This window comes from Neotabrizicola sp. VNH66, from assembly GCF_049445895.1.
GTDB lineage: Bacteria > Pseudomonadota > Alphaproteobacteria > Rhodobacterales > Rhodobacteraceae > Pseudogemmobacter.
The window spans coordinates 24,697-45,625 of the sequence record NZ_JBMSDW010000026.1 but is presented as its reverse complement, the minus strand read 5'-3'; the positions used below and the strand labels follow the sequence as shown (position 1 = coordinate 45,625).

The 20,929-nt window shown below is 64.8% G+C and carries 21 protein-coding genes and 1 pseudogene; 7 read left to right on the top strand and 15 right to left on the bottom strand.

The annotated features are described in order from the left end of the window. Positions 1–35 precede the first annotated feature (35 nt). Genes ACO2Q5_RS22330 through ACO2Q5_RS22290 form a run of 9 tightly spaced genes read right to left on the bottom strand, consistent with a single transcriptional unit; the run spans position 36 to position 7,372 of the window. Positions 36–1,049, bottom strand: coding sequence for a tyrosine-type recombinase/integrase (locus ACO2Q5_RS22330; RefSeq protein WP_423295190.1), 1,014 nt, complete (start codon positions 1,047–1,049; stop codon positions 36–38). Further along, on the bottom strand, positions 1,046–1,699 hold the full coding sequence (locus tag ACO2Q5_RS22325; protein ID WP_423295189.1) for a tyrosine-type recombinase/integrase: 654 nt from the start codon (positions 1,697–1,699) through the stop codon (positions 1,046–1,048). Before ACO2Q5_RS22325 ends, ACO2Q5_RS22330 begins: the two co-directional genes overlap by 4 nt. Continuing rightward, positions 1,696–2,862 carry a lytic transglycosylase domain-containing protein gene (locus ACO2Q5_RS22320; RefSeq protein ID WP_423295187.1) on the bottom strand — a complete coding sequence of 389 codons (1,167 nt, stop codon included), beginning with the start codon at positions 2,860–2,862 and terminating at the stop codon, positions 1,696–1,698. The genes ACO2Q5_RS22325 and ACO2Q5_RS22320 overlap by 4 nt, the downstream gene beginning before the upstream one ends. A 4-nt stretch (positions 2,863–2,866) precedes the next feature. Then, entirely contained in the window at positions 2,867–3,082 is a 216-nt protein-coding gene (locus tag ACO2Q5_RS22315; RefSeq protein ID WP_423295185.1) for a hypothetical protein, read from the bottom strand. After that, positions 3,079–5,475: a type IV secretion system protein B4 gene (locus ACO2Q5_RS22310; RefSeq protein WP_423295183.1), complete on the bottom strand. Its 2,397-nt coding sequence runs from the start codon at positions 5,473–5,475 to the stop codon at positions 3,079–3,081. The genes ACO2Q5_RS22315 and ACO2Q5_RS22310 overlap by 4 nt, the downstream gene beginning before the upstream one ends. Beyond that, a complete protein-coding gene (locus ACO2Q5_RS22305) occupies positions 5,465–5,743 on the bottom strand; it encodes a type IV secretion system protein VirB3 (RefSeq protein ID WP_045682577.1) in 279 nt (92 codons plus the stop codon). The genes ACO2Q5_RS22310 and ACO2Q5_RS22305 overlap by 11 nt, the downstream gene beginning before the upstream one ends. 9 nt (positions 5,744–5,752) lie before the next feature. Next, a complete protein-coding gene (locus ACO2Q5_RS22300; RefSeq protein ID WP_024811680.1) occupies positions 5,753–6,043 on the bottom strand; it encodes a TrbC/VirB2 family protein in 291 nt (96 codons plus the stop codon). Continuing rightward, positions 6,040–6,810 (bottom strand): lytic transglycosylase domain-containing protein, encoded by a 771-nt coding sequence (locus tag ACO2Q5_RS22295; protein WP_423295180.1) that lies wholly within the window; start codon positions 6,808–6,810, stop codon positions 6,040–6,042. The genes ACO2Q5_RS22300 and ACO2Q5_RS22295 overlap by 4 nt, the downstream gene beginning before the upstream one ends. Beyond that, positions 6,749–7,372, bottom strand: a complete 624-nt coding sequence (locus ACO2Q5_RS22290; RefSeq protein WP_423295178.1) for a hypothetical protein — start codon at positions 7,370–7,372, stop codon at positions 6,749–6,751. The genes ACO2Q5_RS22295 and ACO2Q5_RS22290 overlap by 62 nt, the downstream gene beginning before the upstream one ends. 48 nt (positions 7,373–7,420) lie before the next feature. Here ACO2Q5_RS22290 and ACO2Q5_RS22285 point away from each other — a divergent pair, with 48 nt between their 5' ends. After that, positions 7,421–7,579: a hypothetical protein gene (locus tag ACO2Q5_RS22285; RefSeq protein WP_423295176.1), complete on the top strand. Its 159-nt coding sequence runs from the start codon at positions 7,421–7,423 to the stop codon at positions 7,577–7,579. Between the two features lie 77 nt (positions 7,580–7,656). Here ACO2Q5_RS22285 and ACO2Q5_RS22280 read toward each other — a convergent pair whose 3' ends face one another. Further along, entirely contained in the window at positions 7,657–8,853 is a 1,197-nt protein-coding gene (locus ACO2Q5_RS22280; protein ID WP_423295174.1) for a Fic family protein, read from the bottom strand. A 301-nt stretch (positions 8,854–9,154) separates the two neighbouring features. Here ACO2Q5_RS22280 and ACO2Q5_RS22275 point away from each other — a divergent pair, with 301 nt between their 5' ends. Together ACO2Q5_RS22275 and ACO2Q5_RS22270 are read left to right on the top strand one after the other, a co-directional pair. After that, positions 9,155–9,811 (top strand): hypothetical protein, encoded by a 657-nt coding sequence (locus tag ACO2Q5_RS22275; protein ID WP_423295172.1) that lies wholly within the window; start codon positions 9,155–9,157, stop codon positions 9,809–9,811. A 239-nt stretch (positions 9,812–10,050) separates the two neighbouring features. Next, positions 10,051–10,896 carry a hypothetical protein gene (locus ACO2Q5_RS22270; RefSeq protein ID WP_423295170.1) on the top strand — a complete coding sequence of 282 codons (846 nt, stop codon included), beginning with the start codon at positions 10,051–10,053 and terminating at the stop codon, positions 10,894–10,896. A gap of 21 nt (positions 10,897–10,917) precedes the next feature. Here ACO2Q5_RS22270 and ACO2Q5_RS22265 read toward each other — a convergent pair. Continuing rightward, positions 10,918–12,189 (bottom strand): annotated as a pseudogene (locus tag ACO2Q5_RS22265) (DHA2 family efflux MFS transporter permease subunit); the annotation flags it as partial. A gap of 114 nt (positions 12,190–12,303) precedes the next feature. On the opposite strand from ACO2Q5_RS22265, the gene ACO2Q5_RS22260 reads away from it, so the two are divergent. The 3 genes from ACO2Q5_RS22260 (at position 12,304) to ACO2Q5_RS22250 (ending at position 17,140) form a co-directional block, all read left to right on the top strand. After that, positions 12,304–12,855 carry a TetR family transcriptional regulator gene (locus ACO2Q5_RS22260; RefSeq protein ID WP_423295167.1) on the top strand — a complete coding sequence of 184 codons (552 nt, stop codon included), beginning with the start codon at positions 12,304–12,306 and terminating at the stop codon, positions 12,853–12,855. After that, a complete protein-coding gene (locus ACO2Q5_RS22255) occupies positions 12,845–13,978 on the top strand; it encodes an efflux RND transporter periplasmic adaptor subunit (protein ID WP_423295165.1) in 1,134 nt (377 codons plus the stop codon). The genes ACO2Q5_RS22260 and ACO2Q5_RS22255 overlap by 11 nt, the downstream gene beginning before the upstream one ends. Before the next feature lie 84 nt (positions 13,979–14,062). Beyond that, a complete protein-coding gene (locus tag ACO2Q5_RS22250; protein WP_423295163.1) occupies positions 14,063–17,140 on the top strand; it encodes an efflux RND transporter permease subunit in 3,078 nt (1,025 codons plus the stop codon). Here ACO2Q5_RS22250 and ACO2Q5_RS22245 read toward each other — a convergent pair. The 4 genes from ACO2Q5_RS22245 to ACO2Q5_RS22230 are packed head-to-tail and all read right to left on the bottom strand — an operon-like array spanning position 17,065 to position 20,129. Beyond that, entirely contained in the window at positions 17,065–17,886 is an 822-nt protein-coding gene (locus ACO2Q5_RS22245; protein WP_423295197.1) for a glutathione S-transferase family protein, read from the bottom strand. The genes ACO2Q5_RS22250 and ACO2Q5_RS22245 overlap by 76 nt on opposite strands. Before the next feature lie 45 nt (positions 17,887–17,931). Next, on the bottom strand, positions 17,932–18,828 hold the full coding sequence (locus tag ACO2Q5_RS22240) for an NAD(P)H-binding protein (protein ID WP_423295161.1): 897 nt from the start codon (positions 18,826–18,828) through the stop codon (positions 17,932–17,934). A 40-nt stretch (positions 18,829–18,868) separates the two neighbouring features. Next, entirely contained in the window at positions 18,869–19,366 is a 498-nt protein-coding gene (locus ACO2Q5_RS22235; protein WP_423295159.1) for a luciferase family protein, read from the bottom strand. Positions 19,367–19,370: 4 nt separating this feature from the next. Continuing rightward, complete coding sequence (locus ACO2Q5_RS22230; RefSeq protein WP_423295157.1) at positions 19,371–20,129, bottom strand: DODA-type extradiol aromatic ring-opening family dioxygenase; 759 nt, start codon at positions 20,127–20,129, stop codon at positions 19,371–19,373. A 213-nt stretch (positions 20,130–20,342) separates the two neighbouring features. Here ACO2Q5_RS22230 and ACO2Q5_RS22225 point away from each other — a divergent pair, with 213 nt between their 5' ends. Beyond that, entirely contained in the window at positions 20,343–20,696 is a 354-nt protein-coding gene (locus tag ACO2Q5_RS22225) for a winged helix-turn-helix transcriptional regulator (RefSeq protein ID WP_423295155.1), read from the top strand. Positions 20,697–20,929: the final 233 nt, after the last annotated feature.

The following is a 20,929-nucleotide window of genomic DNA, read 5'->3' as shown; positions in this document are numbered from 1 at the left end:
GCACGGCGAGTCAGTTACTCAGAACGGTGCCGTGGTCATAGCCGCGCCTTCGCGCCTGTCGCGGCCGCAAGGATTGCCATCAGCTTGTCAGACGGCGGCCGGAACTTGCCCGGCTTGATCAGCGGGGCATGATGCGCTTCGAGAAAAGCAAGCTTCTCGGTCGGGTCCGCGCGCAAATACATCTCGGTCGTCTGGAGGCTGGCATGACCCAGCCAAAGGGCGACCTTGCGGACATCACCGGTAGCCTGCAGCGTGTGCATGGCACAGCTGTGCCGCAGCACATGCGGGGTCACGTGCTTGTCGGCGATCGAAGGGGTCGCGCGTTCGGCCACGGCCACATGTTGGCGGAGCCGGTAGGCGAAACCATCCCGCGTCATCGGGCCGCCATCGCGGTTCAGGAAGAGTTCCGGCCCGACATCGTTGGGACGGACGGCAAGCCAGGCCCGAATGGCTGCTTGCGTCTCCTTCCAGAGCGGCAGCACCCGCTCCCGACGGCCCTTCCCAAGCACCCGGATGTTTGCGAACGAGCCCCGCGGGAAATCGTCCATCCGAACTGCGAGAAGTTCAGATGCCCGCAAACCTGCTGCATAGGCCAGATGAAGCATCGCCCGATCACGCAGCCCAGCCGGCACTCTGCCGTCTGGGGCCGCAAGCAAGGCGCGCACCTCGTCCTTCGTCAGATAGTCGATCAGCTTTACATCCGTGCGTTTGACGGGCAGCGACCTGATCATCATCGCCTGTTCGAGGCAGGCTGGACGCCTTGGTTCAAGGAAGCGGAAAAACGCCTTGATCGCTGCCAGCCGGGCATTGCGGGATCGCACGGTATTGGCTCGACCCTCTTCGATGTGCTCAAGAAAGGCCCTGATCAGCCTGACGTCGAGATCCTCGATCAAAAGGTCAGAAGGCTGTCGTTTAAGGCGTGTGGCCGCAAACCGCAGCAAGAGTGTGAACGCGTGGGCATAGGCGGCGATGGTATGTTGGCTGGCGCCACGCTCATCGGGCAGATGCTTCTGCAGGAAAGCCGACAGGTCCGGCGCGAGCGGGGTCATGCTACACCCCCGATCCACGTCTGTTCCGCCGTTGCCGCGATCATTTGCAACAAGACGGGGGTGGCTTCGAGATACCAATAGGTATTGGCGATATCGACATGGCCGAGATAGGTGCTCAGGGCCCTCATGTGCCGCAGGACCGACCGCAGATCGTTCCCGCAGGTCTCCAAGGACCGAACCGCGAAGGTATGGCGCAAATCGTGTAGCCGGGGGCCGGGACCAGTCGGATTGCGGTATCCGAGCTTGCGCACGATCCGTACGAAGACCACGTGTGCTCTCGTCGCCGTCGGTGCGTGACCGTGCCCGAGCACGAAAAGGTCATGACCAGCATCACGGACGATGCGTCGCTGATCGAGATAACGCTCCATCACTGCACGGGTCGAGGCGTGAAGAGGGACGAGACGGCTCTTGCCAAATTTGCCCTTGCGGATCATCAGCCCATCTTCCGTCAGGTCGTCACAACTCAGGGACAATGCTTCCGAGATGCGCAGACCTGTCGAGGCCAGCAACTGAAGCTGGCGGATTTCCTGGGCGATGTTCTGTGTATCGACCGTGGGCACGCCCTGTGCGGTGACGGGCCCCGCGAGGGCGGTGGCCAGCGCGAGGGTCGCGGCGGTGGTGGTGAGGGAACGGTACAAGCGCCGGATCATCGCAATGTCTCCTGGGTGAAATCCATGAACTGCCGCTCGGCGGCTTGGGCCGCGGCCATGGCGAGTTGTTCCTCGCTCAGCGGCTGAGTATGGGCGGCCTTGATCCGGGTGCGGATCGCAACCAGCCGGGCAAGCTCGGCGCGCGCATAGGTGTTGAGCGCGATGGCCTCGTGCAGGTCTTCCGTCTCGCCGATGCGGGTGATGATGTCTTGCACGCGCAGGGCTGCCGCGCGGACCGAGACCAGCGAATAATCCCCATAGACCCCGGCACCATGGGCCGAGAGGCTGAAGCTCGCATTCGCCAGTAGCACCGGGTCGATCGTGCCGAGCGCATCGATGCCGCCGACGGCGGCGAGGTAGCTGTTGTACTGCTGCGGGATCACCACGACGTAATGCTGGGTCTCCGCAAAGGGCGGGACGCCACCATAGTTCTGCACGTTGCCGGGGCCCGCGTTATAGGCGGCGAGGGCGTGGATGATGTTGCCATCGAACATGTTCAGCATCTGCGCGAGGTACCGCGCGCCGCCCGTGACCTGCAGCCAGGGGTCGTCGTAATAGGCCGGGTAGATCCCGAGATCGCCCGCCGTTCCGGGCATGATCTGGGTGAGCCCGAAGGCCCCAACGGGAGAGCGCGCCCCGATCTGGAAGCGGCTTTCCTGCCAGATCAGGGCCTGCAAAAGGCAGCGCCACTGGACGAGCGACAGGCCCGCACGGCTCACGCCGGGCAGGCTGTGGGTATGGCGGGCCGCGCGAATGATCAGTTCCTCGATCCCTTCCCGGGCATCGCCAAACATCCGGGCTGCAGCCGGATTGTTGTCCTCGGGCGCGTAGAGGCTGGCGGCTGCGCTCTCGACGTCACCAACCGCCCCCTGCCCCGCCTCGAGCCCGGCCACAGTGCCTGCGACATCACCCGAGCCGAGGGACATCGCATCCACCAGCCCTTCGAGGGAGGCCAGTTGCTGGCGCTCGATTTCGGCAAGCTCTTCCTCGCGGGTCAGCCGGTCCTGCTGAAGTGCCAGATCCTGATCGGTCTGCTCGAGGATCGCCTGTCGTTCGGCAAACAGGCGCAGATCGAAGGTCGGCACGCCTTGGGCGACAGCTGGCGCCGCAGCGGGACCAGCCAGTGCAAAGCCGATCATCGAGAGAGGAAGCCAGGTCCGCATTGGCTTAGCCGCCCGCCCCCAAGAGGACGAAATCGCAGGCCATGTCGCGGCGCGTGACCTCCGCCCCCATGGTCGAGATCGTGGCGGTGGCGGTTGCGCCTTGTGCGGGTGCATCGCGGAAGTTGAAGCAGTTGGCTTGCGCGGGGTTATGCTGCGCGCAAGCCGTAAGGGTGAGGCCAAGGCCGAGCAGCACAACGCTGCGGATGATGGTACGGGTCATGTCACTCTCCAGAAATCAGGGCGGTCACGGTAATCTGGGCCAACGAGGGCCTCGCCTTTCTCCATGCCGCCAAGGATGGTCACGAGGGGGCCGAGGGCGCTGAGATCGGCGTCGATCACCACCGCGCCGCGGTCATCGCGCACAAGCGCGAGCCGCGAGGCGGAGCCGACGCCCAAGAGCACGTCGAGTTCCTTGTCGCTGAGGCCGAGCATTGCGTAATCCGCCGCCGAGGCGCGGATGTTGGGGAGAAGCACTTGGGTGGGCACGGCTTCCACGATGGTCTTGCCGGTCCGGGTCCGCTCGAGCTGGCTGGCGTACTGGGTCATCATCACGACGACGGCGTTCTGCTTGCGCGCGGTCACCAGCCAGTTCGAGAGCCGTTCCGCGAAATACGCGTTGTCGAGCGCCTTCCAGGCCTCGTCGATGACGATGATTGTGGGCTTGCGGTCCTCGATCACCCGTTCGACCCGGCGGAAGAGGTAGGACAGGACCGCCATGCGTTCTCGCTCGCTCTCGGAATCGAGGATGCCGGTCAGGTCGAAGCCCGCGACGTCAGCATCAGTGCTGCCCCCAATTTGGAACGTGTCATCTGCGTTCGCCCCGAAGATCCAGCCGTAGCGGCCATCGGCCGTCCATTCCTGCATTCGCTCGAAGAGATCGCCCTCGTCATCGGTCGAGACGAGGAGCGAGGCGAAGTCCGACCAGTTCCGCAGGCCGGCGTTTCCCGCACTCGCGTTCTGGCGCACGACCTCCTGCAGGCGGTTGGTCTGCACCGGGGTCAGGGGTCTGTCCCGCCGCTCGAGGAGGCTTGCGAGCCAGTCGGCAAGCCAGGCCTGACCGCGAGCATCGATCTCGGTCTGCAGGGGATTAAGCCCCGTGGGCCGTCCGGCCCGCACCGTCGAATAGCTGCCGCCAAGCGCGCGGACCGCCATTTCCATGCCGGCGCGGTAGTCGAAGACGAAGAGCCGCGCGCCTGCGCGCCGCGCCATGGTCATGAGGAACGCCGCCAGCACGGATTTGCCCGATCCGGGGCGGCCGAGGATCAGCGTGTGGCCACCCGTGGGCTCGCGATCCGGTGCGCCTTGTTCGTGGAAGTTGAAGCGGAACCCGCTGCGCTCAGGCGTCGGGAAGAGCGTGATCGGTACGCTCCAGGGCACTTCTCGACCTGTCTTGCCAAGCGGGGTGCGGTGGAAGGTGGCGAGATCGGCGAAGTTGTGGTTCGTGATCGCGGCCTTGCGGCTCCGCGCGCCCGTGTTCCCGGGGTGCTGCGCCACAAAATGCGCCCGTGCCCCGAAGGCCTCCGAGATCAGGTTGATGCCGGAGGTGGCGGAGATGTTGCGGATCTCTGCCGCGATGTCGTCGAGGGCGGCTTGGCTGCGCGCGTAGACGGCCACCGTCATGTGGTGCTCGCCGAAGATCAGGCGCTTGGATTCCAGATCGTCCTGCGCGAGCTCCAGTTCCTGGGCGAGACTGACGGCTCCGTCGTTGGCGGCCTGCATAAGCCGCAGCTGCCGCTTGATCCGGCCCGCCATGATGTTGGCGTTGATCGGCACGAAGGAATGCGTGACCACCATGTCGACGGGCAGGTTCAGCTCGTCGAGCATCAGGCTGTCGGTCTTGGCGGGATAGTTCTTCACCGCGAAGATCGCGCCGAGCTTGTCGCCTACGGCACCGTCGGAAAGCGCGATGGTCGTACCGCGAAAGGTGACGCGGGTATTGGCCACATCCTCTGCGATCACGCCGAGGCGTGACCGCGGGAAGAGCGGGTGCTCTTCGCCGGTGTTGAGGGAGCCGAGGAAGCCCAGAAGCTCGCCAGTGCTGGCCGCAAGCAGTCGGGGCTTCAACTCATCGAAGGACGACAGGAGAAAACCCACGACCTCGTCGAGCTTGCGCAAGCGGCGGGTTGTGTCGGCAGCATTCCGCGCGCGGGAGGGCCCAAGTCCGAACGGCAGGCGGCTGCCGGTCTCCGGGCGCTTCAGCACGGTCAGGGTCAATGTCTTGTCGCGCAGACCCGAGCGGCCCAGATGGGCGAGCCAGCGCTTATCGACGGCGGCGGCAAAACCCTCGCCCGGGATGGGCGGCAGGGTCACGTCGACCGCTTTAGACACCTTGTGCAGGTAGAAGGAAAACTCCGTCCCCACCTGCGCGACGATCCCGGCGAGGAGCCCGCCGATCCGGTCGAGATGCGCGTCCTCGCTCGTGGTGCTGTTCACCCCTTCCAGCCGGATGCATTGCATCAGCTCGTTGCCACGCGTCCGGATCGTCCGGTCGGTCACGAGGCTCACATAAGGCAGCATCGACGAGAGCCGCTTCTCGCCCTTGACCCATGCGGGCAGGGCTGTCAGCGGATCAAGCGCTTCCCCGACGTGCTCAGCAATTCCATCACGGGGCATAGCTGTCGCCTCCGTGCAGTTTGCGGTTCGCCGTGGGCGGGGTTTCCTGCAAGGTGATCACCAGGACATCGAGGAAGTTCGGATCCCAGTCCGCGGCCTTCCAGAGCGCCGGCCAGGCCAGCCCCGCGAAGACGGCCACCACCCAGCTCTGCACCCAGAGGAACAGCAGCGTCGAGCCAAAGAGCCAGACCATGGCGTACATGATCGGCAAGCCCATCAGCTTGGGCGGCCTCAGAAGGCCGATGAACACGCGGGACTGGTCGGACATGGGTGCTTCTCAGGTCGTCCAGATGGCGGCGACGATGGTGGGCGCCGCGGCGATGCCCGCGATCGCAACCACGACCCAGAGCGCTTGCCGGAAATCGAGGATACCGAAGAGCCAGGAGAGAAACACACCGATCAGCGCGAGTGTGCCGATCACGATTCCCAAGGGGCCGGTGATCGCATCCACGATGCCTTGCAGCAGAGTTTGCACGGGCGACAGGTCAATGCTTTGAGCAAGCGCCGGTCCCGCCAGCACGATGAGCGCCATCGCGCCGAGCGCAACAATAGAAGATTTGGACGTCACGACAGGTCTCCTCTCAGCCGCTGGAACACGGCTGTCACACGGGCCACATGGCCTTGGGTTTCTCGAAAAGGGGGAATGCCGCCATGGCGGGTGACCGCATGGGGGCCGGCATTGTAGGCCGCGAGTGCCAGCGCGGGATCGCCGAACTGCTCGAGCATCATCAGAAGGTAACGGGCCGACCCGTCGAGGTTCTGCGCGATGTCATGGGGGTCGACGCCGAGATCGCGCGCGGTGTTGGGCATCAGCTGGCCGAGCCCGATGGCTCCAACCGGGCTCAGCGCACGCGGGTTATAGGCGCTCTCGACCTCGATATTGGCGCGGTAGAACAGCGCCCAATCGGTGACCGACAGGCCCGCCTGGCGCAGAGCGTCATGGCTGCCGTAACGCAACGCTGTGGTCTCGATGGCGTGGAGGATTTCGGGGGAGGCGCGGATGGCGCGCGGGGCGACCTCTGCGGCAGCCGTCACATCGCTCAGGGGCGCATCATCCCCATGGGACTGCGGTGCTGCAAAGAGAAAGAGACGATCTGGAAGGGGCCCATTCTGGGCGTCTTCGTCACCGGTGAACGAGCGCAGGGTGCTCGTGGCATCAGTTATGTCGATCAGTCGGCCATCAGGGCTGACCTGGAAGATGAAACCGTCGGCAAGGGTCAAGGGTGCGGAACAAACACCTGTACCCAGTGCAACGACGAGCGCAAACGCGCGGTCAGTTGTCCTTGACCAGAACCGGACCGGTCCGCGGCTCGGGCGATCGCCCGGGGGCTGCATGGCGTTCGCGGGCGCCTTCGATGAGCGGGATGCTGGCAGTCGTGCAGCCCATGTCGGCAAGGAAGCTGACAAGGCCGACGATGGTCTTGAAATCGCGCAATTTGAGGACGCTGCGGCTGGTGACGAGCATTTTGTCGTCCCCTCCATCCGGGGCAACCGCCCGGATGACCCAAGCGCCGTACCAACTGTTATGGCGCTTCTCGGCGCCTTCCTTGCAGACCACCTCGATGAGGTAGCCTTCGGCAAGGAGGCCGCGCAGCCCGTCTTCTGTAACCACATTCGGTGCTACTTCTATCATGGCCTTCCCTGGATCCTTTTTTCTGCGTGAGGTGCAGTCTCGGGCCCACGGGGTCGCAACACCGCGGGCGATACAAGACAACATGAACGATAGCAAGACAATTAAAACGACTTGACGAAGATCGCCTTGCTCCGATAACGGTGATACCTGACAAACTTGTGATCTTAAAGGCGGCAAAGGAGTTTTGCCCTGCACATGTCCTGTGCGTGCAACATCCCCCTGGCGCTGCTGATCACTGTCCTTGTGGTGTGTGGTCCGGTCCATGCCTGCACTCCGCCGGAGCGGCCGTTCCTACCTGCGTCGCGCGAAGACATGCGCGCCTACGCGGACCTGATCCAGGGGGATTTCGAGGCCTACATCGCCGATGTGCAGGAGTACTTCCGCTGCCTCGACGAGGAGCGCGCACGGGCCTTTATCGAAGCGAGGGAAGTGAGCGAGGAGTACGGGCGGTTTCTCGACGCAGTGGAGTAGTGGTCCCCGCTCGGTCCTGAGACCCTGAAACGGAGTACCAGTTCATGCACTGCCTGTTTCAAGCGAGCTTTCAGTTCTCAGTCTTCCCGGTCAGGAAACAGCCCTGGCATCCATCGCCCTGCAAATTTGGCGGGAAAAGCCAGCTTTAGCGGGGCACGTGACGATGCTGAGGACAGCGCGCCAGCCTCGAGAAGCGCGGAGGTCACGCGTCGCGCCGTGCGGTCGCTCGTACCCAGGATGGACTCGACCTCGCCCCGCTCGATCTGTCCCTGATAAAGAACAGCTTTCAGAACAGTATCGGATTTCACAGGCAGGGATCCGGCACGTATCTCCTCTTCCGCCCAGATCAAAATGCGGTCCCGCAACCGGTCCGGTCGCATGAGCCCTGCCATGAACTCCACCTGGTCGATGCAGATGCGCAGAAAGAACTGCGCGAAGGAGGCAAGCGCCGCCTCGCTGAGCGTGCCGCGGCCGTCACGGTCGCCACGGCGCGGCCCATCACAGGCGGCGAGGTGTTCCTTGTAGGCTGCCTCCTGCCGCGCCAGCCCGCGCGCCACTGACCAAAGACCGCGCGTGTCCAGGGTCTTGCGCAGCATGGCGTAGGACATGAGACGTGCAACGCGCCCATTCCCATCAAGGAAGGGGTGCACCCAGAGAAGCCGGTGATGGGCGCAAGCCGCGGCAAGGATCGGTTCGATCCTGCCAGGAAGGCTATAGGCTTTGTGCATTCGGTCGAGGAAGCGGGGGACGGCTCCAGGGCTGACGGCGATATGCCGTCCGACTTCAACGTATCGTGTGCGCAGTTCCCCGGGCACAACCGGGATTTTCTCGCCTGTCTTTGGGTTCTCGACGAAGAGGAGCTCGGGCGGCAAGAGTTCACAAAACCGGCGATGCAGTTCGATGATTGACGCAGGCGCGGTCGGTGGTTCCGCCATGCCATCTTCGTCGATCCATTTCTGAACGGCGACATGCGCCTTGGCTTCAAGCTGAAGGTTTCGCCTCGATGGATCGGCACTGTAGTCGTTCCGCATCGCGCGTTCGATGTCGATGGGATGGGTGTCATGCCCCTCGATGAGGTTGCTGTAGTAGCAGTTCATCGCCCGCACGAGATCGGCAAGCGGCTCTGCGATTGAAACGGGCAAGCTGCTGCGGAAGGCGGCGGATTTCTCCGCCAACTCGAGCACAAGATCATTCAAGCCCGAGCGGACAGGAGAGCCTTCCGAGACCATGAGGGGCTCGAACAAGCCTACCGTTTCGCCGTCATCACGGACCATCACATGACCTTCCCGCTGGCCGCTTTCGTGGCCGTACACATTCTCCATAAAATGAATACTTATCATAGTAGTGCGCTACAGGATACGGAGATCACGTCCGGTTACTTGGCCGGTACGATGTCCACTTATGCTTGGCTAGGGGATCCCATTGCCCAATCGGTGCCCTGAAGCCACTTCATGCGTCAGACCGACATCTGCGACCAGCCCTTGGGGGGTCACACCGCAACTCCCGCGATGAAATTGCCTTGCTATCGTTAGTGTTGTTTTGTATCGCCGAACCATTGTAGCAGGAGTCGGCGTCATGAAGCACAGGGTCAGAACCGCGACAGCCGCCGCGGCCATCACCGTATCGAGCCTCGTCGGGTCGGTCGAGCCGGCGCAAGCCTATCAGGTCGACTGCGCCATCTTGCTCTGTCTGGCAGGCGGCTGGCCAGCATCGGCGCCTTGTGCCCATGCAAGGGCGGTCTTCATCCGCAGGATCACGCCCTGGCCGATCGAGCCGCCCTTGCAGATCTGGCGCTGCCCGATGGGGGCGTCGTTCAGCGCCCCTGCCTTGGAGTCGCCAATGGAACGGTTGTACGACATTGCCTTCCGGGATGCGCCTCAGGTCAGCGTGCCGCAAGATCCCTTGCCCTTGGTTCAGGTCCAGTCTGACGAGCGAGCCGACATCGACATTTCGGGCGATGCTTTCGACTTCGTTCGCAGCATCCGTGTCTTTCACATCCAGTTCAGCCAGCGCCAAAATCGAGATGGCGATTGCATCCGATCCGACGGCACACGTCTTGGTTCATACGGCACGCAAGGTGATTACCACTGGCGAGGTTCGAGCGTAGCCGCCGTGCCTACAGCATCTGACCTTCCTCGCCCAAGCGGCTGCGGACAGGTCAACTACCGCTCGGTCTTCGTCGATTGGCGGGATCATGAGGGGAACTACGGCTTCGAAGAGGTCCGCTACTGAACCTGTGCGGGCCTCCATCTGGCGGGCCCGCTTCCAATACATCTTGCACCGGAGACCGTGCACTGAACCCAAAAAGGGAAACGACGCCAGACCGTAAAGCCTGACGCCGCGCTAGAAGAACCCGTGAACAAGGATCTTCTAGCGCACAGTCCGAACCTCTGCAACCAGCAAAGTTGTTTTGCTGGCAATAATGTTGTTTGCTCTCGGCATGGGGTCGTCTCTCACAGGAGACACCAACCATGGAACCCACGACCGGCCTGATCCTGCGACGGATCACCCAGACAGACTTATCCGTTTCCGCCCACAAGCTGGCAACCGTCATCCTCGACGCCATCGCGTGGAAGGAGGGCTACAACGGGCTGCCGCGCGGGACGGCCGCCTTCACCCTCGCTGATCTCGCGTCCAAGATGGGCATCTCACGCCAATACCTGACCGAGCTGCTGGCTGAACTCGAGGCGTCCGAGCTGGAGTTGAGACGAGAGAAGCCCAACGGCAAGTTCGCACCCTGGCTTTTCCGGTTCACGGCCTTCGACGCCGAGAGTGAAGATCAGGATGTTGCGTCAGGCACAGGCGACACATCACCATCTATAGAGAAAGATAACAAAAATGTATTCTCAGGGCGGATCACCATTAGCGCTGGATCGAACGTCTTCCAGACCTGCTGGGCCGAGCTGATCAAGGCGGCGAAGAAGGCCCTGCCCTGCTGGAACGTCGACACGCAGGTGATCTGGGACTGCTTCCATGCCTTCAATCGGGCGCGCGGGAACGAAAATGTTCCGGCCGGCTTCCTCCTCGGCTTCATGCGCCGTTGGCGCACCTCACCTGGTACGGTGAGCCGACCTGAGGCAGCGTCCACGTCGGCGGAGCGAGCGCCTGATCCGCGTGAGCGGGAGTTGCACAACCAGATCAAGGCTGCACCCAGTAGCAACCGGCAGTTTCATGCATCGGACCTGTGTCGGCTCATCGGGCAAGCGGCTTACGACGCTCGAATTCTCGATGTCATCCGGCAGTTCGGATGCCAAAGGTTCGTGGCGACGCTTGCCGTTCACGGGCGCGCTGTGATGGCGGGGGAGATAACGCGATGATCGAGAGACGGCTATGTGCCCGAGAACGAAGATCGCGAACACGACCATGAAGCCGTCCTGAAACGCAGCGTTTGATGATTGGATCACCACGGTCTGCCCCAGAAAAGAGGCTGCGGCAGGTAGGAGCTGCGTGTCTGGCAGCCCTGACGAGTGCATCAGGCCGGCGACTTCGCGCAGAAGTTCCATCGTGGTGGTATTGTCGCTGGTTTGCGTGGCTGCAAAGGCATCGGCGTGCATGACTGTTCGCCGCTCGATGAAAACAGTGAGCAGGTTGACCCCGAAGGCGCCGCCGAGCTGGCGGATGAAGTTCGAGGCCCCAGAGCCCTGCCCCAGGAGATGCCGGGGCAATACTTTCAAAGCTCCTGAGGAAATTGCCGGGAACACCAGCCCCAGACCCACCCGGGAAATCACGGTCCACCAGGCAAGTGTCCAGAATGTTGTGTTGATATTCGCATCCGCCATCAGCCAAGAGGACCAAGCGAAGATCGCCATGCCGATGCCAATCAGGATTGCGGCTGGAACCCTGTCGGACAGGCGCCCTGCGATCGGGAAAACGATCAACATTACGAAGCCCGACGGCATCAGCAGAAGACCCGCTTGCGTCGGCGTCATGCCTTGGATCTGCTGGACAAAGACCGGCAAGAGATAGGTCGAGCCAAAAAGCCCTGCCCCCATGATGAAGGACACCACCGAGGCAGAAACGAAGGCAAAATTAGCAAAGAGCCGCATGTCGAGCATGGGTTTGTCGGTGTGAAGTTCCCACAGAATGAAGCTTGCGGCCGAGGCTGCGGACACTATAAAGCCTAAAAGTGTCATGTTCGAATCCCAGCCCAGACGCTGAGCATTCGACAATGTGCTGAGGAGGACGGCGAGAAAGACCGCAAGGATCGCGACGCCCGGGAAGTCGAAAGCGGGAAGCGGCCCGGTCTGCTCTCGACCTGGCAGAAAAAGGTTTGACAGCAGGATGGCAATCCCGGCGAAGGGAAGGCCCAGATAGAAGACGAAGCGCCAGTCGAAGGCGTCCATCAATACGCCGCCGATCCAGGGCCCGAGAGCAGGGGCGAGCACCACACCCACCCCGTAGATCCCCATCGCTGCGCCACGCTTGTCAGGAGGGAAGACCTTGAACAACATGATCATCGCCAGCGGCTGGACAATGCCCGCTGCGGCCCCCTGGACGACGCGCGCCAATGTCAGGATGGTTTCATTCGGAGCAAGACCGCCGACGACCGAGCCGACCAGAAAGACGCCCATCGCGGCATTCACTGCCAGAATGGAATTGAAGCGTTTCATCAGTCCCTCGCCCGACCGAAAACCGGCATTTCAACAAATGCGTCAGGCCGCCTTGACCCCGGGGGGAGGCGACGCTACCTCCCCGGTCACGTATACCGACCGGATGGTACAGTCTTGATCCAAGAATCGCAAAGCGCGCGCCGGAATGCAAGCCCGCGGATCCTTGCCGCGGCGCGTGCAATTGCCGCGCGCGAGGGCGTTGCGCACATCTCTTTCGAGGCGGTTGCCCGCGAAGCGGGACTGTCGAAGGGAGGCGTCCTCTACAATTTCCCGACCAAGCGCGACCTCATGGCGGCGCTGTTGAAAGAGATGCTGGCCGAACACGATGCGTTGGAGGCGGGCCTGCCGCAGGATGCGCGGCACCGCACGCTGCGCCGGCATCTGGCGTCGCTGGACAGTCTGGACAGCGCGGATTCGGACCTGTCGATGTCGATCCTGGCGGTTGCTGCGGCGGAGCCCGACCTTCTCGATCCGCTGCGTCGCGCGCTGGAGGCCGATCTTGCACAGATCGAGGCCGAGGCGACGGACGCAAACCGCGATCGTCTCATCTTTTTCGCGCTTCAGGGGCTGCGGTTCCATGCCCTCCTCTCGCTTCCCGGCGGCGAGCCTGCCGTTCGCAGGCAACTCGGCCAGACGATAAGGGAGATGATCGAAAATGCCCACTAAAGGCAAACTGGGTGCAGTTCTGGGGTTCGGAGCCGTGGCGGCTGTCAGTGCCTTCCTGCTTGTCGTGCCCAGCTGGCAGATCCTGGCGCAGGGCAAGACGGAACCGGCCGAAAGCGCTGTTGCCGCGCCGCAGGACAGGGCGGACGCGGCGGTTGTGCTGCCGGTCGAACTGACCCAGGCCCTTGTGCAATCCGAAACCAGGACACGGTCCTTTGCCGGTTCGGTCGAGGCGCTGCGCACGGTCGATCTGGCCTTCCAGATTTCCGGCCAGATCGTCGAGTTTCCCTTGATCGCCGGCGCCCGTGTGCCGGCCGGCGGGCTGATCGGCCAGATCGACAAAGCCGATTTCGAGCTTGCGCTGGACCGCGCGCGCGCCTCTTACGATCTGGCGCGCAGCGAGTTCACCCGCGCCTCGGCGCTGTCGAACCGCGGGGTTGCCACCGACGCGCAGCTTGACGCGGTGCGCGCGCAACTTGCCCAGGCCGAGGCGGCGCGGCGCGAGGCGGAACGGCGTCTGACCCAGACCGAGGTGCGCGCCCCCTTCGATGCCATCGTCGCCCGCACCTATGTCGAAGCCTTTTCCAACGTGACGCCCGCCCAGCCGGTGGTCCGGCTTCAGGACGTGTCCGAACTCCTTATCCGCATTTCGCTGCCCGAGGATCTGGCCGCCGTGGCCCGCGTCCAGCCCGACCTGTTTTCGGTTACGGCCACCTTTCCGGCGGCACCCGGCTATCGCCCGACGCTGGAGCCGCGCAGTTTCGCGGCCGAGGCCAACCCTGCGACGCGGACCTTCGATGTCGAATTCCGCATTCTTGGCGAGATCGACCCGCGCATCCTGCCGGGCATGACGGCGAATGTCGCGGTGGGCGAAAAGGAAAGCAGCGGTCCGGCGCAGGCGGTGACGCTGCCGGTTTCGGCGGTGGACACGACCAGCCGGGCCAATCCGACGGTCTGGATCTACAACGCCGAGGACAGCACCGTCACCCGCCGCGATGTCCGGCTCGGACTGCCGAGCGACAACCGGATCGTCGTGCTGGAGGGGCTGGAGCCGGGCGAAACGGTGGTCGCAACCGGCTGGTGGCGCCTGCGCGACGGGGCGCGGGTGGCGGTCGTCGGCCTCTGACGGCGGGGACTAAGACCGCCATCCATCGAAATGCGGAACGGGAGAATGACCGGCATGGCATCCGAAACGGTTGATGCAGCACGCATGAGCATCGCGCGCGGCGCCATTCGGCGCCCCGTTGCCGTCTGGCTTGCGATCCTGTTCTGCCTGCTCGGCGGGTTCTGGGGGCTTGCCAGTGTCGGCCGTCTCGAGGATCCGAGCTTCACGCTCAAGACCGCGCTTGTCTTCGTGCCCTATCCCGGCGCGACCGCCGAGGAGGTCGAGGAAGAGGTCGCCGATGTCATCGAGACCGCGCTGCAGCAGATGCGGCAGCTTGACCGCGTGCAGTCGAAATCCATGCCCGGCATGGCGCAGATCACCGTCGAGATCGACATGCGCTACGGGCCCGACGAGATCCCGCAGATCTGGGACGAGATGCGCCGGCGCATCGGCGACGTGCGCGGCCAACTGCCCGCCGGTGCCCGGGACCCCATCATCAACGACGATTTCGGCGATGTGTATGGCCTGTTCTATGCCGTGACCACCAATGGCCTGACCCCCACCGAACAGCGCGATCTGGCGACGATGCTGCGGCGCGGGCTGGTGACGGTGGACGGGGTGGCCAAGGTCGAGGTCCAGGGCCTGATCGAGGAAGAGATCACCATCGCCATCGACCCGGCCCGCCTGGCCGGTCTGGGCCTGCCGCCCGACCAGCTGATCGGCGTGATCGCCAGCGAGAACCAGGTCTTCGCCAATGGCGAGGTCACCGCCGACACCGCGCGCATCCCGCTCTCGGTGCCGCAAGGCTATGCCACGGTCGAAGGGATCGAGGCGCTGCGTCTGGGCGCGGCGGGGCAGGTCGGGCAGGCCACCGTCTATGATCTCGCCACCGTCAGCCGCCACGAGGTGGAACAGCCCCGACAGATCATCCGCGAAAATGGCGTGCGGGCCTTCACCATCGGCGTTTCGGCACTGACCGACCGCAACGTGGTGGCGGTGGGCAAGGCGGTGGAGGCCCGGCTGGCAGAACTGGCCAGCGCCCTGCCGGAAGGCACCGATCTGATCCCGATCTACGAACAGCACAAGGTGGTGGACGAGGCGGTATCGAACTTCCTTGTCGGCCTGTTCCAGTCGGTGGCCATCGTGGTGGGCGCGCTGATGCTGACGATGGGCTGGCGCGCGGGTCTTGTGGTGGGGGCGACGCTGGGCCTGACGGTGATGGCGACCGTCTTCTTCATGGCCGTCTTCGGGATCGAGATGGAGCGCATCAGCCTGGGCGCGCTGATCATCGCCATGGGGATGCTGGTGGACAACGCCATCGTCATTGCCGAGGGCATGGTGATCGGCATGGCGCGCGGCCAGACGCCCGAGGATGCCGCCGCCGAGACCGAAAGCGCCACAAGCATTCCGCTCCTGGGCGCCACGGTCATCGGCATCATGGCGTTTTCCGGCATCGGGCTCTCGCCGGATGCGACGGGCGAGTTCCTGTTCTCGCTCTTTGCCGTGATCGCGATCTCGCTGCTGCTCAGCTGGGTCCTGGCGGTCACGGTCACGCCCTACCTCGGCAAGCTTCTGCTGAAGGCCCCGCAGGATGTGTCGGCCGATCCCTATCGTGGGATCATGTATCGGGCCTACCGCGGGATCCTGCACGGCTCGCTCAGGGTCCGCTGGCTGGTGATGGTGGTCATCCTTGGGATCACCGTCGCTTCGATCATGGCCTTCGGCCAGGTCAAGCAGGCCTTCTTCCCGGCCTCGAACACGCCGCTGTTCTATGTCCAGTTCCAGATGCCGCAGGGCACCGACATCCACACCACCGACCGCGCCATGCAGCGGCTGGAACAGATGGTCATGGCCGAGCCCGATGTGGTCGCCGTGACGACCCTGGTCGGGCGCGGGGCCAGCCGGTTCATGCTGACCTACAACCCCGAACAGGCCGACCCCAGCTACGGCCAGCTGATCGTGCGCACGCGCGATGCCCTGGTGATCCCGGAACTGGCGGCCCGGCTGAACCGCGAGCTGGCGATGGAGTTCCCCCACGCGCTGGTCCGCACCGAAGAACTGGTCTTCGGCCCGCCCGCGGGGGCTGCGGTGGCGGTGCGCTTCTCGGGACCAGATCCGCTGATCCTGCGCCAACTTGCCGACGAAGCGTTGAAGATCTACGAGGCGGCCGGCACGATCATCGACCCGCGCACCGACTGGCGCCAGCGCGAATTGCGCGTCGTGCCGATCGTCGATGAATCGCGGATGCGCCTGACCGGCGCCACCCGCCAGGCAATCGCCGACACGGTGCAATTCGGCACCTCGGGCCTGCGCGTGGCAGCCCTGCGCGAAGGCGACGCCGAGGTGCCGATCTATCTGCGCCTGCCCGAGTCCCAGCGTGACGGCATCGACCGCGTGCAGGACCTGCCGGTCTGGTCGGCCGGCGCGGGGGCCTATGTGCCGATGTCCAACATGGTGACGCGGATGGAGGTCCAGCTTGCCGAGGCGCTGATCCACCGGCGCGATCGCGAGCGCACGATCACCGCCCAGGGCAGCAAGCGGCCCGATCTGACGGCGGACCAGGCCTTCCGCAGCGTCCGCGCCCAGATCGAGGCGATGGAGCTGCCACCCGGCTACCGGATGGAATGGGGCGGCGAGTTCGAAAGCTCGCAGGATGCGCAGGCCTCGCTCGGCAAGCAGTTGCCGCTGGGCTTCCTGGTGATGCTGACGATCTCGATCCTGATGTTCAACAAGGTGCGTCAGCCGCTGATCCTGTGGCTTGTGGTGCCGATGTCGGTGACCGGGATGGTTCTGGGGCTGTTGGCCAGCGGCCTGCCCTTCACCTTCACCGCGCTGCTGGGCTTCCTGTCGCTGTCGGGGATGCTGATGAAGAACGCCATCGTCCTGGTCGAGGAGATCGACCTGCGCCGCGCGTCCGGGGCGGCTGATTACGATGCCGTGGTGGAGGGCTCGGTCAGCCGTCTGCGCCCCGTGGTGCTGGCGGCGGGGACGACGATCTTCGGCATGCTGCCCTTGCTGCCGGACGCCTTCTTCGCCTCGATGGCGGTCACGATCATGGGGGGCCTCGCCTTCGCCTCGGTCCTGACGCTGCTGGCGGTGCCGGTGCTCTATGCGATCCTGTTCCGGATCCGACGGCCGCGCGCCGGTGCGGGACAGGAAATCCCCTCCGCTGCCACGACATGACCGCTTCGAAGCCGCCTTGCGGGGCGGCTTCGCCTGTCCGCATGATAGCGGAATCGTCGGATATCGAAGGGCCGCAGCCTGACGCACATCGGGGCAGGAGGAACGGATCGGCGATGACGGAGCTTACGTCCCGGACGATCTGATGCCGTCACACGTATTGCCGAGACCCGGTCGCGGGACGCATCACCGGCAAAGTCCCACCAAGTCGAGGCGGCAGGGCGGCGGGAAAGGTTCGGCGCAGGGGTCGCGCCGGGCATCGGGCGAAATCCCGGCCCCGAGCACGATACATGAAGCGTGTCGTGATGCAGAAGGCGGCAAGGCTTTGGCCGCCGACGGTCCTGGCCTTGCCTGCCAGCCCCTTGTTGGGAAACGTCCGGAAACCGATCGCAGGCCTTGCGCTCGCAAGCGACGGTCGCCGGGTCGGCATCGCCCATGCCGGACTTTCCCTTCAGGAAGAGCCCGAAGGACAGTGTCTGCATGGCCGGTCCCGGAGGGATGACCTGCCGCCAGGCCCACTGGTCCATCGGGGCCTGTGGGGCGCGATCGTGCGAGACGATCCCCGCTTCGGGATGCAGGCTGGCGCGATAGCCACGGATCGCCCGCGATTCCCACAGGACGAAATCGCCGTCCTCCAGCACGGGCACCCTGGCCATCGGATTGCGCCGCAGGACATCCCCGGCGCGGAGGCCGACCTCGACGATGTCGAGGTCGGTCACCAGTTCGAAGGCCACGGCGCAGACGCGCAGGGCATCGGGCGGGAAGGTGGCGTTTACCGTCCCGTCCTGCCGCCCTCAGCCCTGCGAGCGCAGCAGTGCGGCCCTATTTGCCAGCAGGAAGTCGCGAACGGACTGTCCCGGCTGGCCGGTCAGGGTATTCAGATCGGCGCTGGCCACGTCGAGATAGCCTTGCGCGATCGCCTCGTCGAAAGAGGCGAAGACCCGCCCCATGAACTCCGGCAGGCCATTCCCGATCATCGCCTGCACCAGATCTTCGGTGGGCAGGGCGACATAGGGGATCGGCTTGCCCGCGATCCCGGACAGGATCTCCGCGATCTCGGCCTGGCTCACGGCCGCGGGGCCGGTGATGTCGAGGGTCTGCTTTCCCCTGGCCGTCATCAGCGCCGCGGCTGCGGCACGGGCGCAATCGGCGCGCGTCACATATCCGGTCTTGCCGTCAGCAGCGGCGGCGAAGTGCTGGCCCAAGGCGATGCTCTGGGCACCTGCCATCAGCAGAAGATCGGCGTAAAGGTTGTTGCGCAGGATGGTGTGATCGGCGCCGCTGGCCACGATCAGCTTTTCGGTTTCCGCGTGGTCCGGGGCGAAACCGATCGGACTGTCGGGGACCGGGTTGGTCAGCGAAGTATAGACGATATGGCTGATGCCCGCGGCTTTGGCCGCCGCGACGGCGTTGGAATGGGCGGCAAGCCTTTTGCCCGGTGTCAGATCGTCGGTCGAGATGATCAGGATGCGCTTGCCGCCCGCAAAGGCGGAGTCGAGCGACGTCGGGTCGTTGAAATCGCCCTTGCGCGCCTCGACGCCCCTTGCCGCCAGATCGGCAAGCCTTTCGGGATTGCGCGAAATGGCGATGATCGGCCCGACACCCGCCTGAACCAGCAGATCGACCACCTGCCGGCCAAGCTGGCCGGAGGCGCCGGTCACGATGAAGGGGCCGCTCTGGATGCTGGTCATGTTCTTTCTCCTGTTCAGATGTCGTGAGAAACTTTTGCGCTCAGTCGTGGATATGCACGGGGGCTGGGTTTGCCAGCTTGCCGCGGGCGAAGTCCCAGCTTGTGGTCAACAGGCGCAGCATCACATCGACCTCGCCCGCGTCACGGGGGGCGAAGGCCATGACCGCCGTCGCGGGGATGTAGCCCAGCCGCGCCATCGGATGCGGCTCGCCCCAGCCCTTCGCGATCAGCTCCTCCACCGCGGGCAAGGGCAGCATCAGATGCGACGAACCGTCGTAGGAGGGATGCACATGGGCGAATTCGCGCCCGATCATGAAGGCCTCGCGCGGGCCGCAGGCATGGGGCCGGGGCAGCACCAGCGCCTCGGCCCCCGGAACCGAAATGCCCGAGGGGCGGCGCTCGACAAAGGGCAGGGCGAAGGCGCGGCGCTTGAAAAGCGCGTGAACCTCGGGGGTCGAATTCTGCGACACCTGTTCATGCGGGGCGCAATCGGTGGTCCGGGGGCGCGGGCCCGGGCGCATCGGCAGTTCGAAACCCATGGCGTCACCCGAACCGGAAGGCGCTTTCCACCGCGCCCATGACATGATCCTCAAGCGTCTTGGCACCGCGATCCGCGCCGGCCGCCCCCGCCACCACATGCAGCGGGATGAGGTGTTCCTCACGCGGGTTGGCCTCGCGCCCGCCGGGGGCCTGGTCCCAGGCCGCCAGCATCGCGTCGCGGCGGGCGGGATCATCCTGCGTCACCGCGTCGGTGAGCCAGCGGTCGAAATCGCCCCCCGCGACCGGGCCGCGGGCCCCGCCGCGCATCGACTGCATCATCACCCGCATGTTGTGATAGGTGTTGCCCGACCCGATAATCAGCACCCCCTCGTCGCGCAGGGGGGCCAGCGCCCGGCCCGCGGCCAGATGCGCCTGAGGGTCGAGGTCGGCACGCAGGCTCAGCTGCACGGTCGGGATGTCGGCCTCGGGGAAGGCGACCTTCAGCGGCACGAACACGCCGTGATCGTAGCCGCGCACCGGATCCTCGCCGGTCAAGAACCCGGCCCCTTCCAGCAGGTCGCGCACACGGGCCGCCAGCGCGGGGTTGCCCGGCGCGGGCCAGGTCAGCCGATAGGTATGCGGCGGAAAGCCCTGATAGTCGAACAGCAGCGGCGGCGCGGGGTTGGTCTGCACGGTAAACACCCGTTCCTCCCAATGGCCCGAGATCACCAGCAGCGCCCGCGGCCTTGCCGGAAGGCTTGCCGGGAACGCCTCGAGGAACCTGCGCTGCCGCAGCCAGGGGTCGGGCGGATCCCAATCCATGAAGAAGCACGGTCCCCCGCCATGCGGAAGAAATACCGCAGGTTGCCTGTCCGTCATGTCGTCGTCCTTTCAAGCCCGGGCGGCACGCCGCCGCTTGCGCTTTGCTTGAAACCTGATGATTTCAGATGTAGCTTTTCCTAGCAGTCTTACTGAACAAATAAAAGTAGGCACCGAAAAGTAACCAGCCTTCTCCTGCCGCAAGGAGCGCCCGCGATGAAGACCGCCCTGCCCCCCTCCTGCCCGATGGAGGGCCTGCTGCGTGTGATCACCGGCCCGTGGACCATCTATATCCTGTGGGTCCTGTCCGAGCAGGGGCCGCAGCGTTTTGGCGCGATCAAGCGCCTGGTGCCTGGAATCTCGACGCGGGTCCTGACCGAACGGCTGCGGATGCTGGAACATGCCGGCGTCGTCTGGCGCGAGCAGACCATGACCATTCCGCCCGCAGTCAGCTACGGGCTGACCGACCGGGGCGCGGAACTGCGCGGCGTGCTGGACACGCTTGGCTCCATCGCGCGCCGCTGGGAGGCCGAGGGTGCCTTTGCCAGTAACGCGCGGGCCGCAGAATGAGGGGGCGCTGCCTGGTCGCGGGATGATCGTTTGCTGCTTGTCCGGCGACGCCGCCCCTGCCGACAGCGTCAAGGTCGATGGGCGCCATGTCCGGGCCCCCCGCTGCCCGCGCGGAAGCATGACGTTTCGGGCGCGCAGACGTTCGACGCACCCGGCCGGTGCCTTTCGGGCTGTCTGACCCCGCCGTGGCGGGGCGACTGATCGGTCGGCCTGCGGGTCCGGGGCGCGGGCTA